The 19,016-nt window shown below is 76.1% G+C and carries 19 protein-coding genes and 1 pseudogene; 9 read left to right on the forward strand and 11 right to left on the reverse strand.

Going from position 1 to position 19,016, the window contains the following annotated elements; all coding sequences use genetic code 11:
* Nucleotides 1-65 precede the first annotated feature (65 nt).
* Nucleotides 66-1,214, forward strand: a complete 1,149-nt coding sequence (locus tag BMZ33_RS02620; protein WP_169063793.1) for an Rv2578c family radical SAM protein — start codon at nucleotides 66-68, stop codon at nucleotides 1,212-1,214.
* 22 nt (nucleotides 1,215-1,236) lie between these two features.
* Here the strand turns inward: BMZ33_RS02620 and BMZ33_RS02625 are convergent, their stop codons facing one another.
* The gene (locus tag BMZ33_RS02625) at nucleotides 1,237-2,094 is read right to left on the reverse strand and encodes a hypothetical protein (protein WP_091107434.1); all 858 of its coding nucleotides are present in this window, start codon (nucleotides 2,092-2,094) and stop codon (nucleotides 1,237-1,239) included.
* Between the two features lie 145 nt (nucleotides 2,095-2,239).
* Here BMZ33_RS02625 and BMZ33_RS02630 point away from each other — a divergent pair, with 145 nt between their 5' ends.
* Entirely contained in the window at nucleotides 2,240-3,385 is a 1,146-nt protein-coding gene (locus BMZ33_RS02630; protein WP_091107437.1) for a glutamate--cysteine ligase, read from the forward strand.
* 30 nt (nucleotides 3,386-3,415) lie between these two features.
* On the forward strand, nucleotides 3,416-4,285 hold the full coding sequence (locus BMZ33_RS02635; protein WP_091107440.1) for a lysophospholipid acyltransferase family protein: 870 nt from the start codon (nucleotides 3,416-3,418) through the stop codon (nucleotides 4,283-4,285).
* On the opposite strand, the gene BMZ33_RS02640 is transcribed toward BMZ33_RS02635, so the two are convergent.
* Nucleotides 4,282-4,815 carry a GNAT family N-acetyltransferase gene (locus tag BMZ33_RS02640; protein WP_091107442.1) on the reverse strand — a complete coding sequence of 178 codons (534 nt, stop codon included), beginning with the start codon at nucleotides 4,813-4,815 and terminating at the stop codon, nucleotides 4,282-4,284. The two genes, BMZ33_RS02635 and BMZ33_RS02640, sit on opposite strands and share 4 nt — an antisense overlap.
* A 54-nt stretch (nucleotides 4,816-4,869) precedes the next feature.
* On the opposite strand from BMZ33_RS02640, the gene BMZ33_RS02645 reads away from it, so the two are divergent.
* The 4 genes from BMZ33_RS02645 (at nucleotide 4,870) to BMZ33_RS02660 (ending at nucleotide 9,533) form a co-directional block, all read left to right on the forward strand.
* Nucleotides 4,870-6,387 carry an amidohydrolase gene (locus tag BMZ33_RS02645; RefSeq protein WP_091107444.1) on the forward strand — a complete coding sequence of 506 codons (1,518 nt, stop codon included), beginning with the start codon at nucleotides 4,870-4,872 and terminating at the stop codon, nucleotides 6,385-6,387.
* A 192-nt stretch (nucleotides 6,388-6,579) separates the two neighbouring features.
* A complete protein-coding gene (gene lnt, locus BMZ33_RS02650; RefSeq protein ID WP_169063794.1) occupies nucleotides 6,580-8,175 on the forward strand; it encodes an apolipoprotein N-acyltransferase in 1,596 nt (531 codons plus the stop codon).
* Entirely contained in the window at nucleotides 8,172-8,966 is a 795-nt protein-coding gene (locus BMZ33_RS02655) for a polyprenol monophosphomannose synthase (protein ID WP_091107446.1), read from the forward strand. Before lnt ends, BMZ33_RS02655 begins: the two co-directional genes overlap by 4 nt.
* A gap of 39 nt (nucleotides 8,967-9,005) precedes the next feature.
* Nucleotides 9,006-9,533, forward strand: a complete 528-nt coding sequence (locus BMZ33_RS02660; RefSeq protein WP_091107448.1) for an FxsA family protein — start codon at nucleotides 9,006-9,008, stop codon at nucleotides 9,531-9,533.
* Nucleotides 9,534-9,537: 4 nt separating this feature from the next.
* On the opposite strand, the gene BMZ33_RS02665 is transcribed toward BMZ33_RS02660, so the two are convergent.
* From BMZ33_RS02665 to BMZ33_RS02690, 6 genes are all read right to left on the reverse strand, one after another.
* Nucleotides 9,538-10,092 (reverse strand): dihydrofolate reductase family protein, encoded by a 555-nt coding sequence (locus tag BMZ33_RS02665; RefSeq protein ID WP_091107450.1) that lies wholly within the window; start codon nucleotides 10,090-10,092, stop codon nucleotides 9,538-9,540.
* A gap of 119 nt (nucleotides 10,093-10,211) precedes the next feature.
* Nucleotides 10,212-10,556 carry an RNA polymerase-binding protein RbpA gene (locus tag BMZ33_RS02670; protein WP_091107452.1) on the reverse strand — a complete coding sequence of 115 codons (345 nt, stop codon included), beginning with the start codon at nucleotides 10,554-10,556 and terminating at the stop codon, nucleotides 10,212-10,214.
* A 192-nt stretch (nucleotides 10,557-10,748) separates the two neighbouring features.
* Complete coding sequence (locus BMZ33_RS02675; protein WP_091107454.1) at nucleotides 10,749-11,498, reverse strand: thymidine kinase; 750 nt, start codon at nucleotides 11,496-11,498, stop codon at nucleotides 10,749-10,751.
* Complete coding sequence (locus BMZ33_RS02680; RefSeq protein WP_091107456.1) at nucleotides 11,495-12,838, reverse strand: MFS transporter; 1,344 nt, start codon at nucleotides 12,836-12,838, stop codon at nucleotides 11,495-11,497. The genes BMZ33_RS02675 and BMZ33_RS02680 overlap by 4 nt, the downstream gene beginning before the upstream one ends.
* A 123-nt stretch (nucleotides 12,839-12,961) precedes the next feature.
* Nucleotides 12,962-13,861, reverse strand: a complete 900-nt coding sequence (locus BMZ33_RS02685; RefSeq protein ID WP_169063795.1) for a lysophospholipid acyltransferase family protein — start codon at nucleotides 13,859-13,861, stop codon at nucleotides 12,962-12,964.
* Entirely contained in the window at nucleotides 13,858-14,634 is a 777-nt protein-coding gene (locus BMZ33_RS02690) for a glycerophosphodiester phosphodiesterase family protein (protein WP_169063796.1), read from the reverse strand. Before BMZ33_RS02690 ends, BMZ33_RS02685 begins: the two co-directional genes overlap by 4 nt.
* A 106-nt stretch (nucleotides 14,635-14,740) precedes the next feature.
* Here BMZ33_RS02690 and BMZ33_RS02695 point away from each other — a divergent pair, with 106 nt between their 5' ends.
* Nucleotides 14,741-15,181 (forward strand): hypothetical protein, encoded by a 441-nt coding sequence (locus BMZ33_RS02695; RefSeq protein WP_169063797.1) that lies wholly within the window; start codon nucleotides 14,741-14,743, stop codon nucleotides 15,179-15,181.
* 27 nt (nucleotides 15,182-15,208) lie between these two features.
* Here BMZ33_RS02695 and BMZ33_RS02700 read toward each other — a convergent pair whose 3' ends face one another.
* Both BMZ33_RS02700 and BMZ33_RS02705 read right to left on the reverse strand, forming a co-directional pair.
* On the reverse strand, nucleotides 15,209-15,451 hold the full coding sequence (locus BMZ33_RS02700) for a hypothetical protein (RefSeq protein WP_091107458.1): 243 nt from the start codon (nucleotides 15,449-15,451) through the stop codon (nucleotides 15,209-15,211).
* A gap of 502 nt (nucleotides 15,452-15,953) precedes the next feature.
* On the reverse strand, nucleotides 15,954-16,481 hold the full coding sequence (locus BMZ33_RS02705) for an ABC transporter permease subunit (RefSeq protein ID WP_169063798.1): 528 nt from the start codon (nucleotides 16,479-16,481) through the stop codon (nucleotides 15,954-15,956).
* Between the two features lie 207 nt (nucleotides 16,482-16,688).
* Here BMZ33_RS02705 and BMZ33_RS02710 point away from each other — a divergent pair.
* Nucleotides 16,689-17,159 (forward strand): annotated as a pseudogene (locus BMZ33_RS02710) (ABC transporter permease subunit); the annotation flags it as partial.
* 650 nt (nucleotides 17,160-17,809) lie between these two features.
* Here BMZ33_RS02710 and BMZ33_RS02715 read toward each other — a convergent pair.
* A complete protein-coding gene (locus BMZ33_RS02715; RefSeq protein WP_091107464.1) occupies nucleotides 17,810-19,012 on the reverse strand; it encodes a putative glycoside hydrolase in 1,203 nt (400 codons plus the stop codon).
* Nucleotides 19,013-19,016: the final 4 nt, after the last annotated feature.

Genomic DNA, 19,016 nt, shown 5'->3' on the forward strand with positions numbered 1-19,016 from the left:
ACTCCACCGACGAGAGCAATGACGCAGCCTGGTGCGGCTGGACACGCGGTCGAACGTGTGTTCGCATGGGCACCGTGCGGTGGGACGGCCAGCGGCTCGACGACGGCGACGGGACGCTGCTGCCCGGCATGCCGAGCGCTCGAGGCCTGCTGCGCAGCGTCGAGGTGCCCGAGTTCCCGGGTGTGACGCTGCACGAGGTGCTGGCCCGCTCGGCGCTCAACAAGGTGCCCGACGGTTCGCGGGTCCCGTTCTCCTACACGATCAACCCCTACCGGGGCTGCCTCCACGCCTGCCTCTACTGCTATGCCCGGTCGACGCACGAGTACCTCGACCTGGACGCGGGGCGGGACTTCGACACCCAGATCGTGGTCAAGACCAACCTCGTCGAGGTGCTGCGCCGCGAGCTGGCGAAGCCCTCGTGGCGGCGCGAGAACGTGGCGCTGGGCACGAACACCGACCCCTACCAGCGGGCCGAGGGCCGCTACCGGCTGATGCCCGGCGTCATCCGCGCGCTGGCCGACTCGGGGACGCCGTTCTCCGTCCTCACCAAGGGCAACCTCGCGCGGCGGGACGTCCCGCTGCTGGCCTCGGCCGCGCAGGAGGTGCCGGTCGGCTTCGGCGTCTCGCTTGCGATCTGGGACGAGGAGCTGCACGCGAGCCTGGAGTCCGGTGTCCCGTCGCCGCGGGCGCGGCTCGACCTCGTGCGCGCGGTGACCGACGCCGGCCTGCCGTGCGGCGTCTTCCTCGCCCCGGTGCTGCCCGGCCTCACCGACCGGCTGGCCGACCTCGACACGGCGCTGGAGGCCATCGCGGCCGCGGGCGCGACCGGCGTCACCGTCGTCCCGCTGCACCTGCGGCCGGGTGCGCGGGAGTGGTTCTCCGCCTGGCTGGCGCGCGAACACCCCTCCCTCGTCGGCCGGTACCGGCAGCTCTACCGCGGCGGCGCCTACGTGACGGCGGAGTACCGGTCGTGGCTGGCCGCGCGGGTCACGCCGCTGCTGCACCGGCACGGTCTCGACGCGCAGCGGGGCGGCGGCGCGCGCGGCGTCGACGGCGAGGCGCCCGCCGGCGTCCCCGGCGACGACCAGGCGGCGTTCCCGGCCGGCAGCCTCCCACCGGCCGGCAGTGCGCCCGTGCCGGCCGCGGCGCCCCGGCGGGGCCGTGCGCGGGCGGCGCGGGAGGAGGCCGCGCCCGACCAGCTCGTGTTGCTGTGACCCGGTGGGGGAGGGGAGGGGCTCAGCCGGCCGGCGGGGCGGCGGACGCGCGGTTGGCCCGGGCGGCGCGCTCGGCCCGCACCGCGCCGCGCTCGGCCACCGGCTCGACGCCGCCCGCGAGGGCCAGGCGGCGGTAGGAGTCGTAGGACAGCGTCTCGTACACGGCCGCCAGGGCCTCGGCCCGGGCACGCCGGGCCCCGGTGGAGGTGGCGCGCAGGTGCAGCGCCGTCCGGACGGCGTGCTTGGTGAAGGTGACCTGCAGTGCCTGGCTGGACAGCCGTCCGCCCACCGTCGAGGTGTACCCGGGGCCGCGCCGGAGCGCCGGTAGCACCCACGGGCTGTCGGCGAGGGCGGGGAAGCGGCTGCGGACCTCCTCCCAGGCGTGCCAGGCCAGCAGGGCGCCGGGCACCGACCACTCGCCGTCGTCGGTGTGCACCACCAGCCGGCGCGCGGTGGGGTGGACCTGCTCGCGGCGCAGGTCGCGGAAGGTGCCCACGGGCGCCGGCCACGCGAGCGCGATGGCGCACCACACGACCGTGCGCAGGTGCTCGGGGTCCTCGCTGCGGACCTCGGTCAGCGGCCGGAGGTCCAGCGTGCGCGGGTCGGGCTCGGGGGTGGGGGGCACGGGCAGGGGGACGCCGCCGTAGCGGGCCACCTTGCTGTAGAGGGTGACGGTGGCCGGCTTCCAGCCGCGGGCCGCGGCGACGTCGTCCATCCCGCCGGCGGCGAGTTCCTCGGGGCCGAGCCCCAGTTCGAGCGCGGCGTCGACCAGCCGCCGCCACTGGACGGCGTAGCCCTCCGGGGGTGTCAGGCGCTGCCAGGCCCGGGCCGCCGGGGGCGCCGGCATCTCCGGGAGGGGGTGCTGCCAACCCTTGTCCACGCACCCACCTTACCCGTTATCCCCAACAGTACAACGAAAAGCCAGTGGAGACATCGCAAAAGAACACAACAACACCACAACCCCCGTGTCGGGCCGGTCCGACCTCCGCTGTGCGGCGCCTCCCGGTCGCGCCGACGATGACCCGGTGCGCACGGTGGGGGTCGAGGAGGAGCTGCTGGTCGTCGACCCGTCGGGTGTTCCCGTGCCACTGGGTCCGGAGGCGCTCGAGGTGGCCTCCCGGCGTGGGGAGGGGGAGACCCCGGAGGAGCACGACCGCGCCGAGGACGGGCCCACCGGATCGCCGGGCCACCTGGTACCCGAGCTCATGCAGCAGCAGCTCGAGCTCGGCACCCGGGTGTGCACGGACCTGGCCGAGGTGACCGGGGAGCTGCGCCACTGGCGCGGCCGGGCCGACGCCGCGGCGCGGGCCGTGGGCGCCCGGGTGGCGGCGCTGGCCAGCTCCCCGGTGTCGGTGCAGCCGGTGACCACGCCGGGGGAGCGCTACGAGCTCATGGCGCGGACCTTCGGCCTCACCGCGCTGGAGCAGCTGACCTGCGGCTGCCACGTGCACGTGTCGGTGGCCGACGACGAGGAGGGCGTGGCCGTCCTCGACCGGATCCGGGTGTGGCTGCCGGTGCTCACCGCGCTGACCGTGAACTCGCCGTTCTGGCTGGGCCGCGACAGCGGCTACGCGAGCTTCCGCTCCCAGGCGTGGAACCGGTGGCCCTCCTCGGGTGCCACGGAGCCCTTCGGGGACGCCGCGGGCTACCACCGGGTGGTCGCCGACCTGGTGGCGACCGGGACGATCGTCGACGCCGGGATGGTCTACTTCGACGCCCGCCTGTCGCAGACCTGGCCCACCGTCGAGGTGCGCACCGCCGACGTCTGCCTGCACGTCGAGGACGCCGTCACCCACGCCGGCCTGGTGCGCGGTCTGGTGGAGACCGCCGCGCGGGAGTGGCGCGACGGCGTCCCGGCGCCCGACGTGCGCGCCGACGTGCTGCGGGTGGCCGCCTGGCGGGCCGGGCGGTCGGGCACCGGCCGCGACCTCCTGCACCCGCTCACCGGCCGTCCGGCCCCCGCCGCGGACGTCGTCGCCGTGCTGCTCGAGCACGTCGGGCCGGCGCTGGCGGACGCGGGGGACGGGGCGCGGGTGGCCGACGGTGTGGCGGCGGTCCTGGCCCGCGGCACCGGCGCGGACCTGCAGCGCCGCGTGTTTGCCGGGACCGGCGACCTGGCCGCCGTCGTGCGGGCGGCCGTGGAGCTCACCGGCGGACCGCCCGGCGGGTGACAGCGGCCTGCGCCGGTTATCGTCCCCGCCGTGTACACCGCGAGCTGGCGTGACGTCGTCCGCCGCGACCTGTTCGGCTCCCGCCCCGACCGGCGGGACCGGCCCTACCGGCTGGTCGTCCGGCTGGCCCTGGTGGTGTTCCGCCTGCTGCGGCTGCGCTTCGACGTCCGGGGCTCCGAGCACGTGCCGGCGACCGGAGGGGCGGTGGTCTGCAGCAACCACGTGAGCTACCTGGACTTCACCTTCCTCGGTCTGGCCGCGCTGCCGCAGCACCGCCTGGTGCGGTTCATGGCCAAGGCCGCGGTGTTCGGCCACTGGTTCGCCGGGCCGTTCATGCGGGCCATGCGGCACATCCCGGTCGAACGCAAGGCCGGCGCCGCGGCGTTCGACGCCGCCGTCCGCGCGCTGAAGGACGGCGAGCTCGTGGGCGTGTTCCCCGAGGCGACGATCAGCCAGAGCTTCACCCTCAAGGACCTCAAGGCCGGCGCCGCGCGGATGGCGATCGACGCCGGGGTGCCGATCCTGCCGGCGGCGGTGTGGGGCGGGCACCGGGTGGCCACCAAGAAGCACCCGGTCGACCTCCGGGGCGGCAAGGCGGTGACCGTGCTGCTGGGCGAGCCGCTCTGGCCGCAGCCGGGGGAGACGCCGGCGGCGCTGCTGGCCCGCACCCGGACGGCGATGGAGGCCCTGCTCGACGAGGCGCAGCGCACCTACCCCCAGCAGCCCGCCGGACCCGAGGACACGTGGTGGCTGCCGCTGCACCTGGGCGGCACCGCGCCCACCCTCGAGGAGGCCGCGGCCCGCGACCGCGCCGACGCCGCCGGGCAGCGGCGCAGGGCGCGCACCTCCCGCCGGGCGCGGCTGCGGGCCCGGCTGGGCCGGGGGGGGCGCGCGGCCTAGTCGACGACGGCGGGCGCCATCAGCCGGAAGGCCTCGAGCTCGACGTCGTACCAGCGGCGCAGCCGCCCCAGGGGCGCCATGCCCAGCCGCCGGCAGACCGCCAGTGACGCCTCGTTGCCGGGCCGCACCACCGCGTAGACCTCCGGCAGGCCCCCGCCGAAGGCCTCCTGCACGACCGCCCGGGCGGCCTCGGTGGCGTACCCGCGGCCCCAGCTGTCGGGGTGCAGGTGCCAGCCGACCTCGACCTCGCCGACGCCGCCGGGCAGCGGCTTGAGCAGCAGCGTGCCGGCGACCCGGGTGGGGTCCTCGCGCGGCTCGACCGCCCAGACGCCGCAGCGCGGGTCGGCGCGGGACACCTGCGCCCAGCGGGCCACCAGCTCCACCGGGCCGACCGAGGGGGGCCCGCCCAGCCAGCGGGTGACCTCCTCGCGGCCGTAGAGGTCGGTGAGCCGCGCCAGGTCGTCGCGGCGGGTGGTCCACGGGCGCAGGCGCAACCGCGCGGTGCGCAGCTGCCCGTCACCGTCCGGCACGGTCGCTGCCTACCCGGGGCCGGGGGCCTCACGCGCCGCCGTCATGCTCGCCGCATGAGCGCCGCGCCCGACCTGCTGATCACCGACGTCACCGTCGGGGACCGCCGCGGCCGGGCGGTGCACGCCGTCGGCGGCCGGATCGCCTGGCTCGGGGACGCCGCCGACGCCCCGACCGCCGGCCGGGCGCTGGCGGGGGAGGGTGCGCTGCTCACCCCGGCGTTCGTGGACGCGCACGTGCACGCCACGGCCACCGGCCTGGCCCTCACCGGTCTCGACCTCCACTCGAGGTCGAGCCTCGCCGCGGCGGTCGCCGCCGTCGCCGACGCCGTGCGCAGCGCCCCGCCGGGGATCGTGCTGGGCACCGGCTGGGACGAGACCGGCTGGCCGGAGGGCCGCGGCCTCACCCGCGCCGACCTCGACGCCGTCGTCGGCGACCGGCCGGCCTACCTGGCCCGGGTGGACGTGCACTCGGCGACGGTGTCCACCGCGCTGCTCGACCGGGTCCCCGGCATCCGGGAGCTACCCGGCTTCTCGCCCGACGGGCAGCTGCGCCTCGACGCCCACCACGCCGCCCGGCAGGCCGCCTACGGCGCCGTGACCGGCCCCCAGCGGGCCGCCGCGCAGGCGGCGGCGCTGGCCGAGGCGGCGCGGCTGGGCATCGGCACCGTGCACGAGATGGCCGGGCCGGAGGTGTCCAGCGCCGAGGACCTGCGCGCGCTCCTGGCGCTGGCCGGCGAGCGGCCCGGGCCGCGGGTGGTCGGCTACTGGGGTGAGCTGGCCGAGCGCGGCGGGCTGGACCTGGTGCGCGAGCTGGGATTGGCCGGCGCCGGCGGCGACCTGTTCTGCGACGGCGCGCTCGGGTCGCACACCGCGGCGCTGGGCAGCCCCTACCGCGACCGGCCCGACACCTCCGGCGCGCTGCGCTTCGACACCGCCTCCCTGGTGCACCACGTGCGGGCGTGCACCGGGGCCGGCGTGCAGGCCGGGTTCCACTGCATCGGCGACGCCGCGGTGGCCCAGGTGCTCGACGCGGTCGGCGCGGTGGTCGAGGAGCTCGGCGCGGCCGCGGTGCGCGCCTGCCGGCACCGGCTCGAGCACGTGGAGATGCCGTCCCCTGACGCCGTCGAGGCGATGCGGGCCTGGGGCATGGTGGCCAGCGTGCAGCCGGCGTTCGACGCGGCGTGGGGCGGGGACGCCGGCATGTACGCCGAGCGGCTCGGGGTCGAGCGGGCGCTGGCGACCAACCCGTTCGCCGACCTCGCCGACGCCGGGGTCGCCCTCGCGCTGGGCAGCGACGCCCCGGTCACCCCGATGGACCCGTGGGGCGGGGTGCACGCCGCCGTCGACCACCGCACGCCCGGCGCCGGGCTGCGCCCCTTCGACGCCTTCGACGCCGCCACGCACGGCGGCTGGCACGCCGCCCGGGCCGAGGCTGCCGCCGGGCCGCTGTCGGTGGGCGCCCCGGCCGACCTGGCCCTGTGGGCGACCGGCGCGACCCTGTCCGGGGCGCTCGAGGGGCGCGAGCGGCCCGGCTGCCGGGCCCTGGTGGTGGCGGGGGAGCCGCTGCAGTGACCGCCGTACAGCCGATGTGACGAAGCGGTGGGCGACGCTCCGTCGGGGGACGTCGCCGGTCGGGAGGCCGGTGGCCGGCGCGGGGGTGGGATGCTGGTCGGCGGACCACGCGGTGGTCCGCGCCCGCCGCGCGGCGGGCGCCAGCCGGACGCCCGGGCCCGCCCGGAGCACCACGTCGCGGGGAGGCCGAGGGTGCCCGCAGCAGCCGCGCCGGAGACGCAGCGGCCCCGCACCGGCCCCGAGCGACCCCCGGCCGCCCGCCGGCGCCTGCCGTGGCGCACCGCGCTGGCCGCGGCCGGGGGCCTCCTGCTGCTGCTGGCCTTCCCCGGCTGGTCGCTGCCGTTGCTCGCGGTGCCCGCCACCGCGGCTCTGGCCCTGGCGGTGCACGGGCAGCGCGCCCGCGGCGGCGCCTGGCTGGGCCTGGTCTTCGGGCTGGCCTTCTTCGTGCCGCTGCTGTCCTGGAGCGGCACCTACGTCGGTGCGTTCCCGTGGCTGGCGCTGGCGGTCTCCCAGGCGCTGTTCCTGGCGCTGCTGGGCGCGGCGACGGCGGCGACCTCGCGGCTGCGGCTGTGGCCGCTGTGGACGGCGGCGCTGTGGGTGGCCGGCGAGGCGCTGCGCGGCCGGCTGCCGCTGGGCGGCTTCCCGTGGGGCCGGCTGGGGTTCAGCCAGACCGACGGGCCGTTCCTGTCACTGGCCGCCTACGGCGGGGTGCCGCTGGTCGGCTTCGCCGTCGCGCTGTGCGGCGCGCTGCTGGCCGCGGCCGTGCTCGCCCTCGGCCGCGGGGCACCGGGGCGCGCCCCGGTGCGGACGGCGGCCGCGGCGGTGGCCGGCGCGCTCGCCGTCCCGCTGCTCGGGGGGCTGGCCTGGCTGCCGCTGCCCGGCAGCTCGCTCACCGCGGGCGGGCCGACGGTCACCGTCGCGGTCGTGCAGGGCGACGTCCCCGAGGCCGGCCTGGAGTTCAACGCCCGCCGCCGCGCGGTGCTGGACAACCACGTGCAGCAGACCCTGCGGCTGGCCGCCGCGGTGGCCGCCGGGGACCAGGCGCAGCCGGACCTGGTGGTCTGGCCGGAGAACAGCTCCGACATCGACCCCTACACCAACGCCGACGCCGCGCGGGCCATCGGCACCGCCGCCGAGGCGGTCGGCGCGCCGATCCTGGTCGGCGCCGTCGTCGACGGGCCGGGGGAGTACCTGAGCAACACCGGCATCGTGTGGGACCCCGCGACCGGCCCCGGCGACACCTACGTCAAGCGCCACCCCGTGCCGCTGGCCGAGTACGTGCCCGCGCGCGCCTTCTTCCGCTTCTTCAGCGACAAGGTCGACCTGGTCCGCCGCGACTTCACCCGGGGCAACGAGGCCGGCGTGCTGGAGATGGGCGGCGCGCAGGTGGGCGACGTCATCTGCTTCGAGGTGGTCTACGACTCCCTGGTGGCCGACACCGTGGAGGCCGGCGCCGAGCTGCTCGTCGTCCAGACCAACAACGCCACCTTCGGCTTCAGCGACGAGAGCGCCCAGCAGGTCGCCGCCGCGCAGGTGCGGGCGGTGGAGTTCGGCCGCTCGGTGGCGCTGGCCTCCACCAGCGGCATCTCGGCGGTCATCGCGCCCGACGGGTCGCTGGTGCGGCAGTCGCAGCTGTTCACCTCGGCGGTGTTCGTCGAGGAGATCGCCCGGCGCGACACCACCACGCTCGCACAGCGCCTCGGCGCCGCCCCCGAGTGGGCGCTGTCCGCGCTGGGCGCCGGCGCGGTGCTCGCCGTCGCCGTGCGGGCCCGGCGGCGCGGCCGGTGAACGCCCCGTCGCGGGTCCTCGTGGTCGTCCCGACCTACGACGAGGTGGACAACCTCGAGCCGGTGCTCGACCGGCTGCGCGCCGCCGTCCCCGAGGCGCACGCCCTGGTGGTCGACGACGGCTCACCCGACGGCACCGGCGAGCTCGCCGAGAAGCTGGCCGCCGGGGACCCGCGGGTGCACGTGCTGCGGCGCACGGAGAAGTCCGGGCTGGGCCCGGCCTATGTCGCCGGTTTCCGGTGGGGCCGCGAGCGCGGCTACGACGTCCTCGTGGAGATGGACGCCGACGGCTCGCACCACCCCGAGCAGCTGTCGCTGCTGCTGGCCGCGCTGGCGGACGCCGACCTGGTGCTGGGCTCGCGCTGGGTGCCCGGCGGCCGCGTCGAGGACTGGCCGCGGCGGCGGCTGGTGCTCTCCCGCGTGGGCAACCGCTATACCCGCTGGGCGCTGCGGCTGCCGCTGGCCGACGCCACCGGCGGGTTTCGGGCCGTCCGCGGGGAGCTGGTCGACCGGCTGCCCTTCGACGAGGTGGCCAGCCAGGGCTACTGCTTCCAGGTCGACTGGGCCTGGCGGGCGTGGCGCTCGGGAGCCCGCGTGGTCGAGGTGCCGATCACCTTCAGCGAACGGGCGCTGGGCCGGAGCAAGATGACCGCCTCGATCGTTGAAGAGGCGTTGGTGCGGGTCACGTGGTGGGGCCTGCAGGACCGGCTGGCCGACTGGCTGCCGGGCCGGGTCCCCCGCGCCGTACCGGGACGGGTCCGCGACGGCGGGCGGTCCAGCGCGGTCCGGTAGGCGGACCCGGGCCGCCCCTCACCGGGCCGGAGGAGAGCCGTGGGACACCGCGTTCGGGTGCTGGCGGGGCTGTGGGCCCTCGCCGAGGTCGCCGTCTTCGTGCTGGTGGTGAGCTGGATCGGCGTGGGCGCGACCGTGCTCGCCGCGCTGGCCACCACCGTGCTGGGCTGGACGCTGATGGCGCGTCAGTTGAAGGACCTCGCTGCCCCCCTCCGCTCGCGAGCTCGCGGCGGGCCCCTGCAGCGAGGCCGGACGATCGGGGATGGGGGGCTGGTCGCCGTCGGCGGCGCGCTGATGGTGCTGCCCGGCTTCCTCGGTGACGTCGTCGGGCTGCTGTGCCTGTTGCCGCCCACCCGCCCGCTGGTGCGGGCCGCGGTCGGCCGCGGCCTGGCCGTGCGGCTCGGGCTGGTCGCGGCGGGCCCGGTGCGGGTGCGCAGCACCCGGGTGCCCGGCGCGGCGTCGGCCCGCCCGCCGGTGCGCGTCATCGAGGGCGAGGTCGCCGAGGGGGAGGTCGTCGAGGGCGCCGTGGTCGACGCGGGTCCGCGCGCCTGGCCGTCCGGCGCCTGACGGGTCAGCCGCGGGGGAGGGGCCGGAAGCGCAGGCAGGTGCGCTCGCCCACCCGCTCGACGCCGGTCGCCTCGAGCCGGCCGGGGGCGACGCCGTCGAAGGCCCGCAGGCCGCCGCCGAGCAGCACCGGGACCAGGTCGACACGCAGCTCGTCGGCCAGCCCGGCGTCGAGCAGCTGGCGGTTGAGGTCGGCCCCGCCGACCACGGTGACGGCCCGGTCGCCGGCCAGCTCGCGGGCGGTGGCCACCGCCTCGTGCAGGTCGCCGCAGAAGGTGATCCACAGCCGGTCGTTGCGCCGCGGCGGGGTCGTCGGGGGGCGCGAGGTCAGGACGACGATCGGCACCTGGTACTCGTAGTCGTCGGCGTAGGAGTCGGGGTCGGGCGCGCCGTCGTAGGTGCGCCGGCCCATGAGCACCGCGCCGGTCTCGGCCTGGGACGCCGCCAGGTACTCGCCGCCGGCCGGGGTGCCGAGGTCGGCGTAGAGCACGCCGAAGTCCCCGTGGGGGTCGGCGACGTAGCCGTCCAGGGACATGGTCATGCCGGCGATCACCTGCGCCACGGTGGTCCTCCTCGGTCGGGTGCTGCCGGTGCAGACCCGCGGGGGGGCGGGAAGTCATCGGCCCCCGGACGCGGAACGGCCCCGGTGGGGATCCCACCGGGGCCGTCGACGGTCCTTCCCTAGCTGGCGCGGGTCCGCCGGCCGCGCAGCACCTCGAGGCGCTCGGCGAGGACCTCCTCGAGGTCCTCCACGGAGCGGCGCTCGAGCAGCATGTCCCAGTGGGTCCGCGGCGGCTTGACCTTCTTGGGCGCCGGCTCGCTGCCGCCGACCAGCTTGGCCGCGGCGCCGTCGAACTTGCACTCCCAGGTGTCGGGCACCTCGGCGTCGTCGGCGAACGGCACGGTGAACTGGTGGCCCGAGGGGCACTTGTACTCCGCGTACTGCCGCTCGATCGGAGCGGTGTTCCGCTCGGTCTCGTAGCTCACGCTGCCCAGTCGGCTGCCGCGCAGGGAACGCTCGCCCATGGCACACCGTCCTCTCGTGCTTCGGGTGTCGGTCAGGAGTCCTCGTCGCAGCAGGGAGCTACCCACTGCGCAGGGGAGTCGAAAGAGACCAACGACGGATTTCGCGAAGAGATTCCGCTGAGTCGGTTCCCCATCATCGCATGGAGTGGTATCGGCTGCTGCGGGCACCCCCCGGTCGGGGGACCACCCCGCTCAGGGGAGGGCCAGCTGCCCCGGACCGGCCGCGGTGGGGCCGAGCTGGCCGAGCACGTGGTGGTGCCGGCACAGCACCTGGTAGTGCACCTCCGAGCCGGGACCGCCGCCGTCACCACTGTCGTCGCCGGCGCCGTCCCCCGGGGCGGGGGTGGGCGCGGTGTCGGCGACGACGACGGTGGCGCCCGAGCGCACCATGGCGCCGTCCACCACGCGCGCGTTGAGCAGCCCGGGCAGGCCGCACCAGCACAGCACCTCGACCTGGATGCGCTGCACGTCGTCGGCGACCTCGAGCAGCCGCTGGGTGCCCGGGAACAGCCGGGCGCGGAAGTCGGTGGTCAGGCCGAAGGCGTAGACGTCGACGTGCGAGGCGTCGACGAGCTCGGCGAGCTGGTCGACCTGACCCGGGGTGAGGAACTGCGCCTCGTCGACGATCAGGTAGTCCACCCGGCGACCCCCCGCCCAGTGGCTGCGCACCAGCAGCAGCAGGTCGGTCCCGGCGTCGACGTCGACGGCGGTGCGCGACAGGCCCACCCGGGAGCTGATCAGCGGCCGCGCCGAGCGGTCGCCCTGGGTCAGCAGCAGTCCGGAGCGGCCCTGGCGGCTCTGGTTGTGGTCGACCTGCAGGGCGAGGGTGGACTTGCCGCAGTCCATGGGGCCGTGGAAGAAGCGCAGGTGGGCCGGCGCGGGCGCGCGACGGCGGTCGCCGGCGGCGGGGACCGCCACCGGCGGGACGGACGGGTCGGTCACAGGCGCTCCGGCGGCGTGTTGCCGGCCGCGATCACCGCGCGGCGCATCGGCAGCCGCACCAGCAGCAGGAAGCCGGCGACGAAGAAGACCACCAGGCTGATGATCGCGTACCGGTAGGAGCCGGTGAGCTGGTAGGTCAGGCCGAAGGCCAGCGGCCCCAGCCAGCTCGTCCCGCGGTCGCTGATCTCGTAGAAGCTGTAGTACTCCGCCTCCTTGCCCGCCGGGATCAGGTGGCTGAACAGCGACCGCGACAGCGCCTGCGTGCCGCCCTGCACCAGCCCGATCACCGCGGCGAGCGCGTAGAACTGCGCGACCGCGCCCTCCTGCAGCGTGTAGGCCGCCACCAGCACCGCCGTCCAGGCCACCAGGCAGCCCAGCACCGTGCGCTTGGCGCCGTAGCGCGCCGCCACCCGGCCCAGGCCCAGCGCCCCGAAGACGGCGACCACCTGCACCATGAGGATCGCGCCGGTCAGCACCGACTGGGACAGTCCCAGCTCCTCCGTCGCGTACGTGGCCGACAGCGAGATGACCGTCTGCACGCCGTCGTTGAACAGCAGGTAGGCGCCCAGGAACCACAGCGTCAGCGGGAAGGCACGCATCTCGCGCAGCGTGCCCCACAGCTGGCGGAAGCCGCTGGTCGCCGGCCCGGCGGCGGCCTCCCGGGGCCGGCGGTCGCGCAGCAGCGAGACGGTGACGAGGGTGAACAGGCCCCACCACAGGCCCGCGGTGGCCAGGCAGATGCGCACCGCCTCGCCCTCGGTCAGCCCCAGCGAGCCGGCGCCGAGGAAGAGCCCCAGGTGCACGGCCAGCAGCAGCGCGCCACCGACGTAGCCGAAGGCCCAGCCGCGGCTGGAGACCGCGTCGCGCTCGTCGGGCGCGGCCAGGTCGGGCAGCCACGAGTAGTAGACGACGGTCGCCGCGCCGAAGCTGACGTTGGCCACCACGAACAGCACCGCGCCCAGCAGGTAGCGGCCGTCGGCGACGAAGAACAGGCAGGTCGCGGCCAGCGCGCCCAGCGCCGCGAGCGCCCCGAGCAGGTGCCGCTTGCGGGCGGTGCGGTCGGCGACGGCACCGGTCAGCGGCAGGACGACGACCTGCAGGACGACGGAGAACGACAGCACGTAGGAGAACCAGCTGCCCGGCGGGATCGACAGGCCCAGGAACGGCAACCGCTCGTCCGGCCCGGCCGCGGTCTCGGCCACCGAGGTCAGGTAGGGCCCCAGGAAGACCGTGGTGACGCTGGTGTTGAACACCGACATCGCCCAGTCGTAGGAGTACCAGCCGAGGCGCTCCCGGCGCAGCGCGGGATCGGCCTGGCGGGCGGCGACGGGGGCGGTCACGACTCCTCCTCGCTTGCGCTCGTCGGCGTCGTGACCGACGGTGCTGTGCTCTCGCGTGGCCTCGCACGCTCGGTCACGAGCGCAGGGTGTCAGCCGGGACCGATGCGGTCCAGCACCGTCCGGTCACGGGATGTCGTCGGGGACGACGCCGCCGGGGAAGGCCGCCGCACCCGTCGTCGGCCGGGTCGGGTCCGGGTGCAGCGGGTCGCCGGCCGCCCGCAGCGGCACCAACCCCCGGGTGATCGCCGCGGCGATGCGCATCCGCGCCCGGTTGGCGTCGCCCACCCGGCCCACCTCGAGGTCCTCCATGAACACCGGCGGCCCGACGTGCACCCGCAGCACCGGCCGCTGCACCAGCGACCGCGCCAGGGTGCGCAGCTTGCCCCAGTCGTTGCCGTACTGCAGCACCTCCTGCGCACCCCACTGGCTGACCGGGATCACCGGCACCCGCACGCCCAGGGCCAGCCGCGCCATGCCGGTGCGCCCGCGCTCGGGCCAGCCGTCGGGTGCCAGGCCGACGCGCCCCTCGGGGTAGGCCACCACGTGCCCGCCGTGCACCAGCGCCACCTCGGTGACCCGCACCGCGTGCCGCGCGACCTCCGTACCCCGGTCCACCCGGATGCCGCCGGCGCGCTCGAGCAGGGGGCCGGCGACCGGCGCGGTCATGATCCCGCCGGTGGCCATGATCCGCGGGACGACGCCGAGCCGGTACAGGGCGACGGCGACGAGGAACGGGTCGAAGTCGCCGACGTGGTTGGCCGCCAGCAGCAGCGGGCCCCGGCGCAGCTCCTCGGGGATCGACCCGGTGACCTCCACCCGGCCGAAGACGTCGACCAGCCAGGAGAACCGGCGCAGCAGGAACAGCCAGACCTCCCAGGGCGGTGCCGCGGCGATGGCCAGCTCGCGGGCGAACCACTCGGGGTCGCCGTCGCGCAGGATGCCCTCGAGGTGGTCGGGCAGCGGCGGCGGGGCCGGCCGCCAGTCCCGGACCGCTGTGCCCAGCCACCCGGCCCACCCGCTCACCGCGGCGTCCACCGGCCCCGGGCCTGCAGCACGCCCTTCAGCATCGCCGGGCGGTCGGTCATGATCCCGTCGACCCCGAGGTCGAGCATCGTCGCGGTCTCCTCCGGGGTGTCGACCGTCCACACGTGCACCTGCAGGCCACGGGCGTGCGCGGCGGCGACGAACCGCTCGTCCACCAGCGCCCGGCCGCCCAGCTGCAGCGGCACCTGGGCGCAGCCGGCCGGCAGCCGCACCAGCCCGGCGGCGCGGGGGGAGTAGGACGACAGCCGCAGGGCGGCGACCCCGCGCGGGCCCAGCGAGGTGCACACCGAGGGGCCGAACACCCGGCGGGCCGCGGCCACCCGGGCGTCGGAGAACGACCCGAGGCAGATCCGGTCGGCCACCCCGGTGCGCCGCACCAGGGGCACCAGCGGCGCGAGCACCCCGGCGGCCTTGATGTCGAGGTTGAACCGCACGTCGGGCCAGGCGCCGAAGAGCTCCTCGAGGCGCAGGATGGGCTCCCGGCCGCCGATGCGCGCCGTGGCGACCTCCGCCCACGGCAGGTGCTCGATGCGGCCGGTGCGGTCGGTGACGCGGTCGAGGATCGGGTCGTGGAACACCACCGGCACGCCGTCGGCGGTCACCCGGACGTCGGTCTCCAGGTACCGGTAACCCATGGCCACGCACGCCTCGAACGCCGGGCGGGTGTTCTCCAGGTGCTCGATCGCGCCACCCCGGTGGGCCATCGCCAGCGGCGTCGGCCCGTCGAGGTAGGCGAACCGGGCGGGGAGCACGGCCGACACGCTAGCGTCGCCGCCCGACACGCCGGAGGTGCCCTCCACCAGCGCGTTGCGGGCGTGTCCGCGAGGACTGTCGGTGGATCCGTCTACCGTGCGGGCCGTGGCAGAGCAGCGCGCCCGCAGGACGGTGGGGAAGGCGGTCGGTACGACGACGCAGCTGGAGACGGCCGCCCCGGTGGCGGAGGGACGGCAGGGGAGCGGCGGGGAACGCCGGTGCGGCTGGTGCCGCCGGGTCCTCCCGCAGGCCGGGTCGGTCGGCCGGCCCCGTCTCTACTGCGGACAGGCCTGCCGGCAGCGCGCCTACGAGCAGCGCAACGCCACCGCCCAGGCCGGCCTGCCCGGCGACGTCGTGCTCGTCAAGCGCGCCGAGCTCGACGGACTGCAGGACCGGCTCTACCAGCTGCGCTGCGCCATCGAGGACGTGCAGACGCTGCTGTCCGAGCGGCACACCAAGGCCGAGCTCGAACGCTCGCTGGCCGACCTGGTGCACTCCACGGGCCGGCTGGACAGGCTCTGGGTCACCGAGCGCGCCGCCGGCTGACCTCCGCGTCCCCGCGCCGGCGCCCGGTCAGTCCGGGTCCTGCGTGTCGTCGTCCTGGTCCTCGGGCGCGCCCGGGTCGGGGTTGCTGTTGTCCGGGAGGTTGTCCTGCGACTCCTCCGACGGGTCCTCGCCGCTGGTGTTCTCGCTGTCGTCGGTCGTGCCGTCGTTGCGGTCCGTCCCCGCCGGGTCGCCGCACGCCGTCAGCGTGGCACCGCCGCCGAAGAGAGCCAGGGCGGTCATCAGTGCGGCGATCGGACGTCGGAGCTCCATGTCGTCGACCCTACGGAGCACCCGGGTGGAGCGCCCGTCGAAGCCACGGACACCACCGCCAATACGTCACTGTGACGTAATGACGGTGGTGTCCGTGGGTGTCGGGGAGGGGCGGCACGCCGGCGTGCCGGCGGGCCGGTCGGGTGCCCGGGGCCGGGGCATCGGGTGAGGCGTCGGCGGCAGCGACGGATGCGGACGGGACGGCCCGAGGAGGCCGGCGGCGCGGACGGGCAGGAGCCGGCGAGCCGGACGTCGAGCCGGGATGCCGGGGGCGCACCGGAGGCCCGGGACGGCGTCCGTGGCGCGCTCGCCGTCGCAGTCCCTGGGAGACCGCACGGTGTCGTCGCGGGTGCCGACGTCCCGATCCGGCCGGTGCTCGGCGAACCGTCAGGACCCCGTCGACCGAGGCCCGATCCGCCTCCGAAGTGTGTGCCGATAATGCACATTATGTCAGGTAGCCCGGAGGGGCCCGACTTGCGAGTCCCTGCAGCCCGCTCCTCCGTCACGTCTCCTGCAGCCGCACCCGCGGATCGAGTGCCGCCGCGACAACGCCGGCGACCGCGTTGGCCACGATGACGGCGGCGATCACCACCGTCGTCAACCCGACCAGCAGTGCCCGGTCGCCACCGCTGATGGCACCCAGCATCGCGTTGCCCACCCCGGGCATGCCGAACACGCCCTCCACGACGGCGAGCGCCACGACCGGCTGGCCCAGGTTCGCGGCCACGAAGGCCACGACCGGGGTCAGCGCCGGACGCAGCGCGTCCACACCGACCACCCGCCGGGTCGTCAGCCCGCGGCCGCGCGCCGCCTGCACGAGCGGCGCCCGCAGGGTGTCGCCCACCTCGGCGCGGGTGATCAGCGCGACGGAGCCGGTGGGCAGCGCGGCGAGCGCCACGACCGGCAGCACGTACGCCGCCGGCTCGCCGCTGCGGGCGTTGAACGGCGCCCAGCCGAGCTCCGAGACGAACACGAACCGCAGCACGTATGCCGCGACGACGACCGGCGTGCCCACCAGCAACGGCGCCACCGCCGTGACCCCCCTGCCGGACCGGCCGTACTGCACGGGTAACGGCTCGTCGAGGTGCAAGTCGTTGCGGATGCGCGTGTAGAGCGCCGGAGGCGGAGGCGAACAGTGCCCGCACCGGGTCCCCGGGCAGTTGCGTCACGGCGACGAACACCAGGGTGACGGCCGCCCACAGGCTGAGCACCATCTGCGCCGGGCGACGTCTGGTCGGGCATCCCGCTCGTCCTCGGGGGCGTCATCCTGCTCAGCTCCACCGACCGGAGCGGCGTGCTGCTGGTCGTCGCCGTGCTCACGGCTTTCAGCGGACCGCCCATGGTCCGGATCGTGCGGGCCGCCACCCGGCAGGCGATGACGATCGACCACGTCACCGCGGCGCGCGCCCTGGGCGCCGGCCCGGTGCGGCTGCTGACCCGGCACGTCGTCCCGCACACCGTCCGGTCGCTGGCGGTCTTCGCCAGCGCCTGCGCCGGCGTCCTCGTGTCCGCCGAGGCCGTCCTCACCTTCGTCGGGGTCGGCCTGCAACGCCCCGTCGAGTCCTGGGGCATCCTGCTGCCGCAGGGCGGCGAGGCGTCGTCCCGGGCGCCGCACGCACTGATCGGACCCAACCTCGTCCTCGTCGTGGCGGTCACCGCCTTCGGGCGCCTCGGCGAGGGCCCGCGTGGTCGCCGGGCGCACCGCTGAGCCGGTCCCCTCCCCCGGGTCGTCGGCACCGGACTCCCCCAGGCCCGGTCGCGCGTCACCTGAGCCGCAGGACGAGGCCTTGAAGCTGGGGCTGCAATTGCTTGATCACTTTTGTCGCCAGAAATACAAGTTGTTAAGTCAGGTTAGGGATAACGGAAGACTACGGTACGGGGCTCCGAGCGGACCGACCGAGATCGACCGGGCCCGGCAGTGGATGCTGCCCTGTCGACCCCTCCGCACGCGGGACGCCGAGGCGCTCCGTGTCGCTCTCCGTCAGCGGACCGTGGCGGCGCTGCGGAACCCCGCCCGGACCCGCACATACCGAGCCTCCGTGCACGCCCGCCCCGACGGGAACACGGCTGCCTGGGGTGGAGCGGCCGGTGCTGCACACCGCCCCTCCCCTCCCCTGCCCTAGCCGGCCGGCCCCGACGGCAGCCATACGGACCAGCGGTGGGCCATCTCGAGGCGGCGATCGTGCCGAGCGGCACCCGGCCCACCCGCGACAGCGCGCTCCGATCGGCTTCTTCGGTGTCGTGGTCTTGTCCCTTACTGTGTCTTGCGCTGTTGTTGGGGATAACGGGTGAACAGGATCCGACCCAGGGGCCCGCTGTCCCGGGTGCACCGGGCCCGTGCCGGTCAGGCCGGCGAGGTCACCGGCGGCAGTCGACCCGCAGGACGGTCCCGGACGTCGGGGGCAGCGTCACCGACGTGACCCGCTGACCGCTGCGGTCCACGGCTCCCTTCGGCGGGGTGAGGGTGACCGTCGCCTGCGTCGGGTTGACGGCTGCCCACCCGGATGCGTACGTGCGGGTCCACGCGCCCGAGGACAGCCGGACGGCCCCGGCCGTCGGCTCCCCGAGCGGGAGATCCATCTCGGGGAGGGACTCCGGCCGGGTGTAGTCCCCGGCCGGAGTCGTCGAGGGGCTCCAGTAGTCCTGCCCGTCGCCACGGACGAGGACGCTGGCGTAGGCGTAGCGCAGGGTCCGGTCGTCGCCGGCGGCGGCCCGGGTCACCGAGACGGTCAGCCCGGGGCTCGCCAGCTGCTCGGTCTGGGTCACCCAGCCGGTCGGGCCCCAGTCCCACAGGAAGCCGTCGTACGGGTCGGTGCCCCAGTGCGCGAAGTTCTCCTCCATGGCGCCGCCGTACGCCGCGTGGGACGCCCACCGGCCGTCCGTCAGCCGGGCGTCGGAGACGTTGGGGACGAGCAGCCGGCCCTCTGCCTGGAGGGCCTGGCCGGCGCGGACCACGAGTGCGTCGAGCCCGTCGCGCAACCGGGCGTCGGTCTCGGCCGGTGAACCCGTTCCCGCGAGGAGCGCCGAGTCGTACCACCCCAGGGTGGCGAGGTCGTTGTCGGCGAGGACGCCGTCCCAGCCGGCCGTGCGGACCTCCGCCACGACGTCGTCCACCCAGCGCTGCTGGTACGCGGGGTCCCAGACGGCCATCTGCCAGTGGCCCGGGTAGGGGTCCCACTCGATCCGCTCCCCCGCCTCGTCGACGGCGAACCAGGACGGGTCGGCCTCGGCATGGGCCACACCCGTCGGGGGCAGGGGGCCGGTGTGGTAGCTGCGGGTGCTGGAGAGGTCCTTGTAGACCAGCACCACCACCGAGGGGTCCCGCTGCTTGATCCGGTCGAGGGCCCAGGTCTCCCAGGGGTTGAGCACGACCACGCCGTAGCGGGAGGCCGCGGCATCGACCTCCTCCACGGTCGGCCGGTCGCCGATCGCGTACCAGAAGCCCCGGCGGACGACGGGATCTGCGGACGCCGTCGCGGCGGGCCGGCACGCGCTCAGGACCGAGGCGTCGTGCTGCTCCCGTCCCGGGACCGAGGCACTGGGCAGCGCCGTCAGGACCATCGCC

It is taken from the genome of Geodermatophilus dictyosporus, from assembly GCF_900115505.1.
Taxonomy (GTDB): Bacteria; Actinomycetota; Actinomycetes; order Mycobacteriales; family Geodermatophilaceae; genus Geodermatophilus; species Geodermatophilus dictyosporus.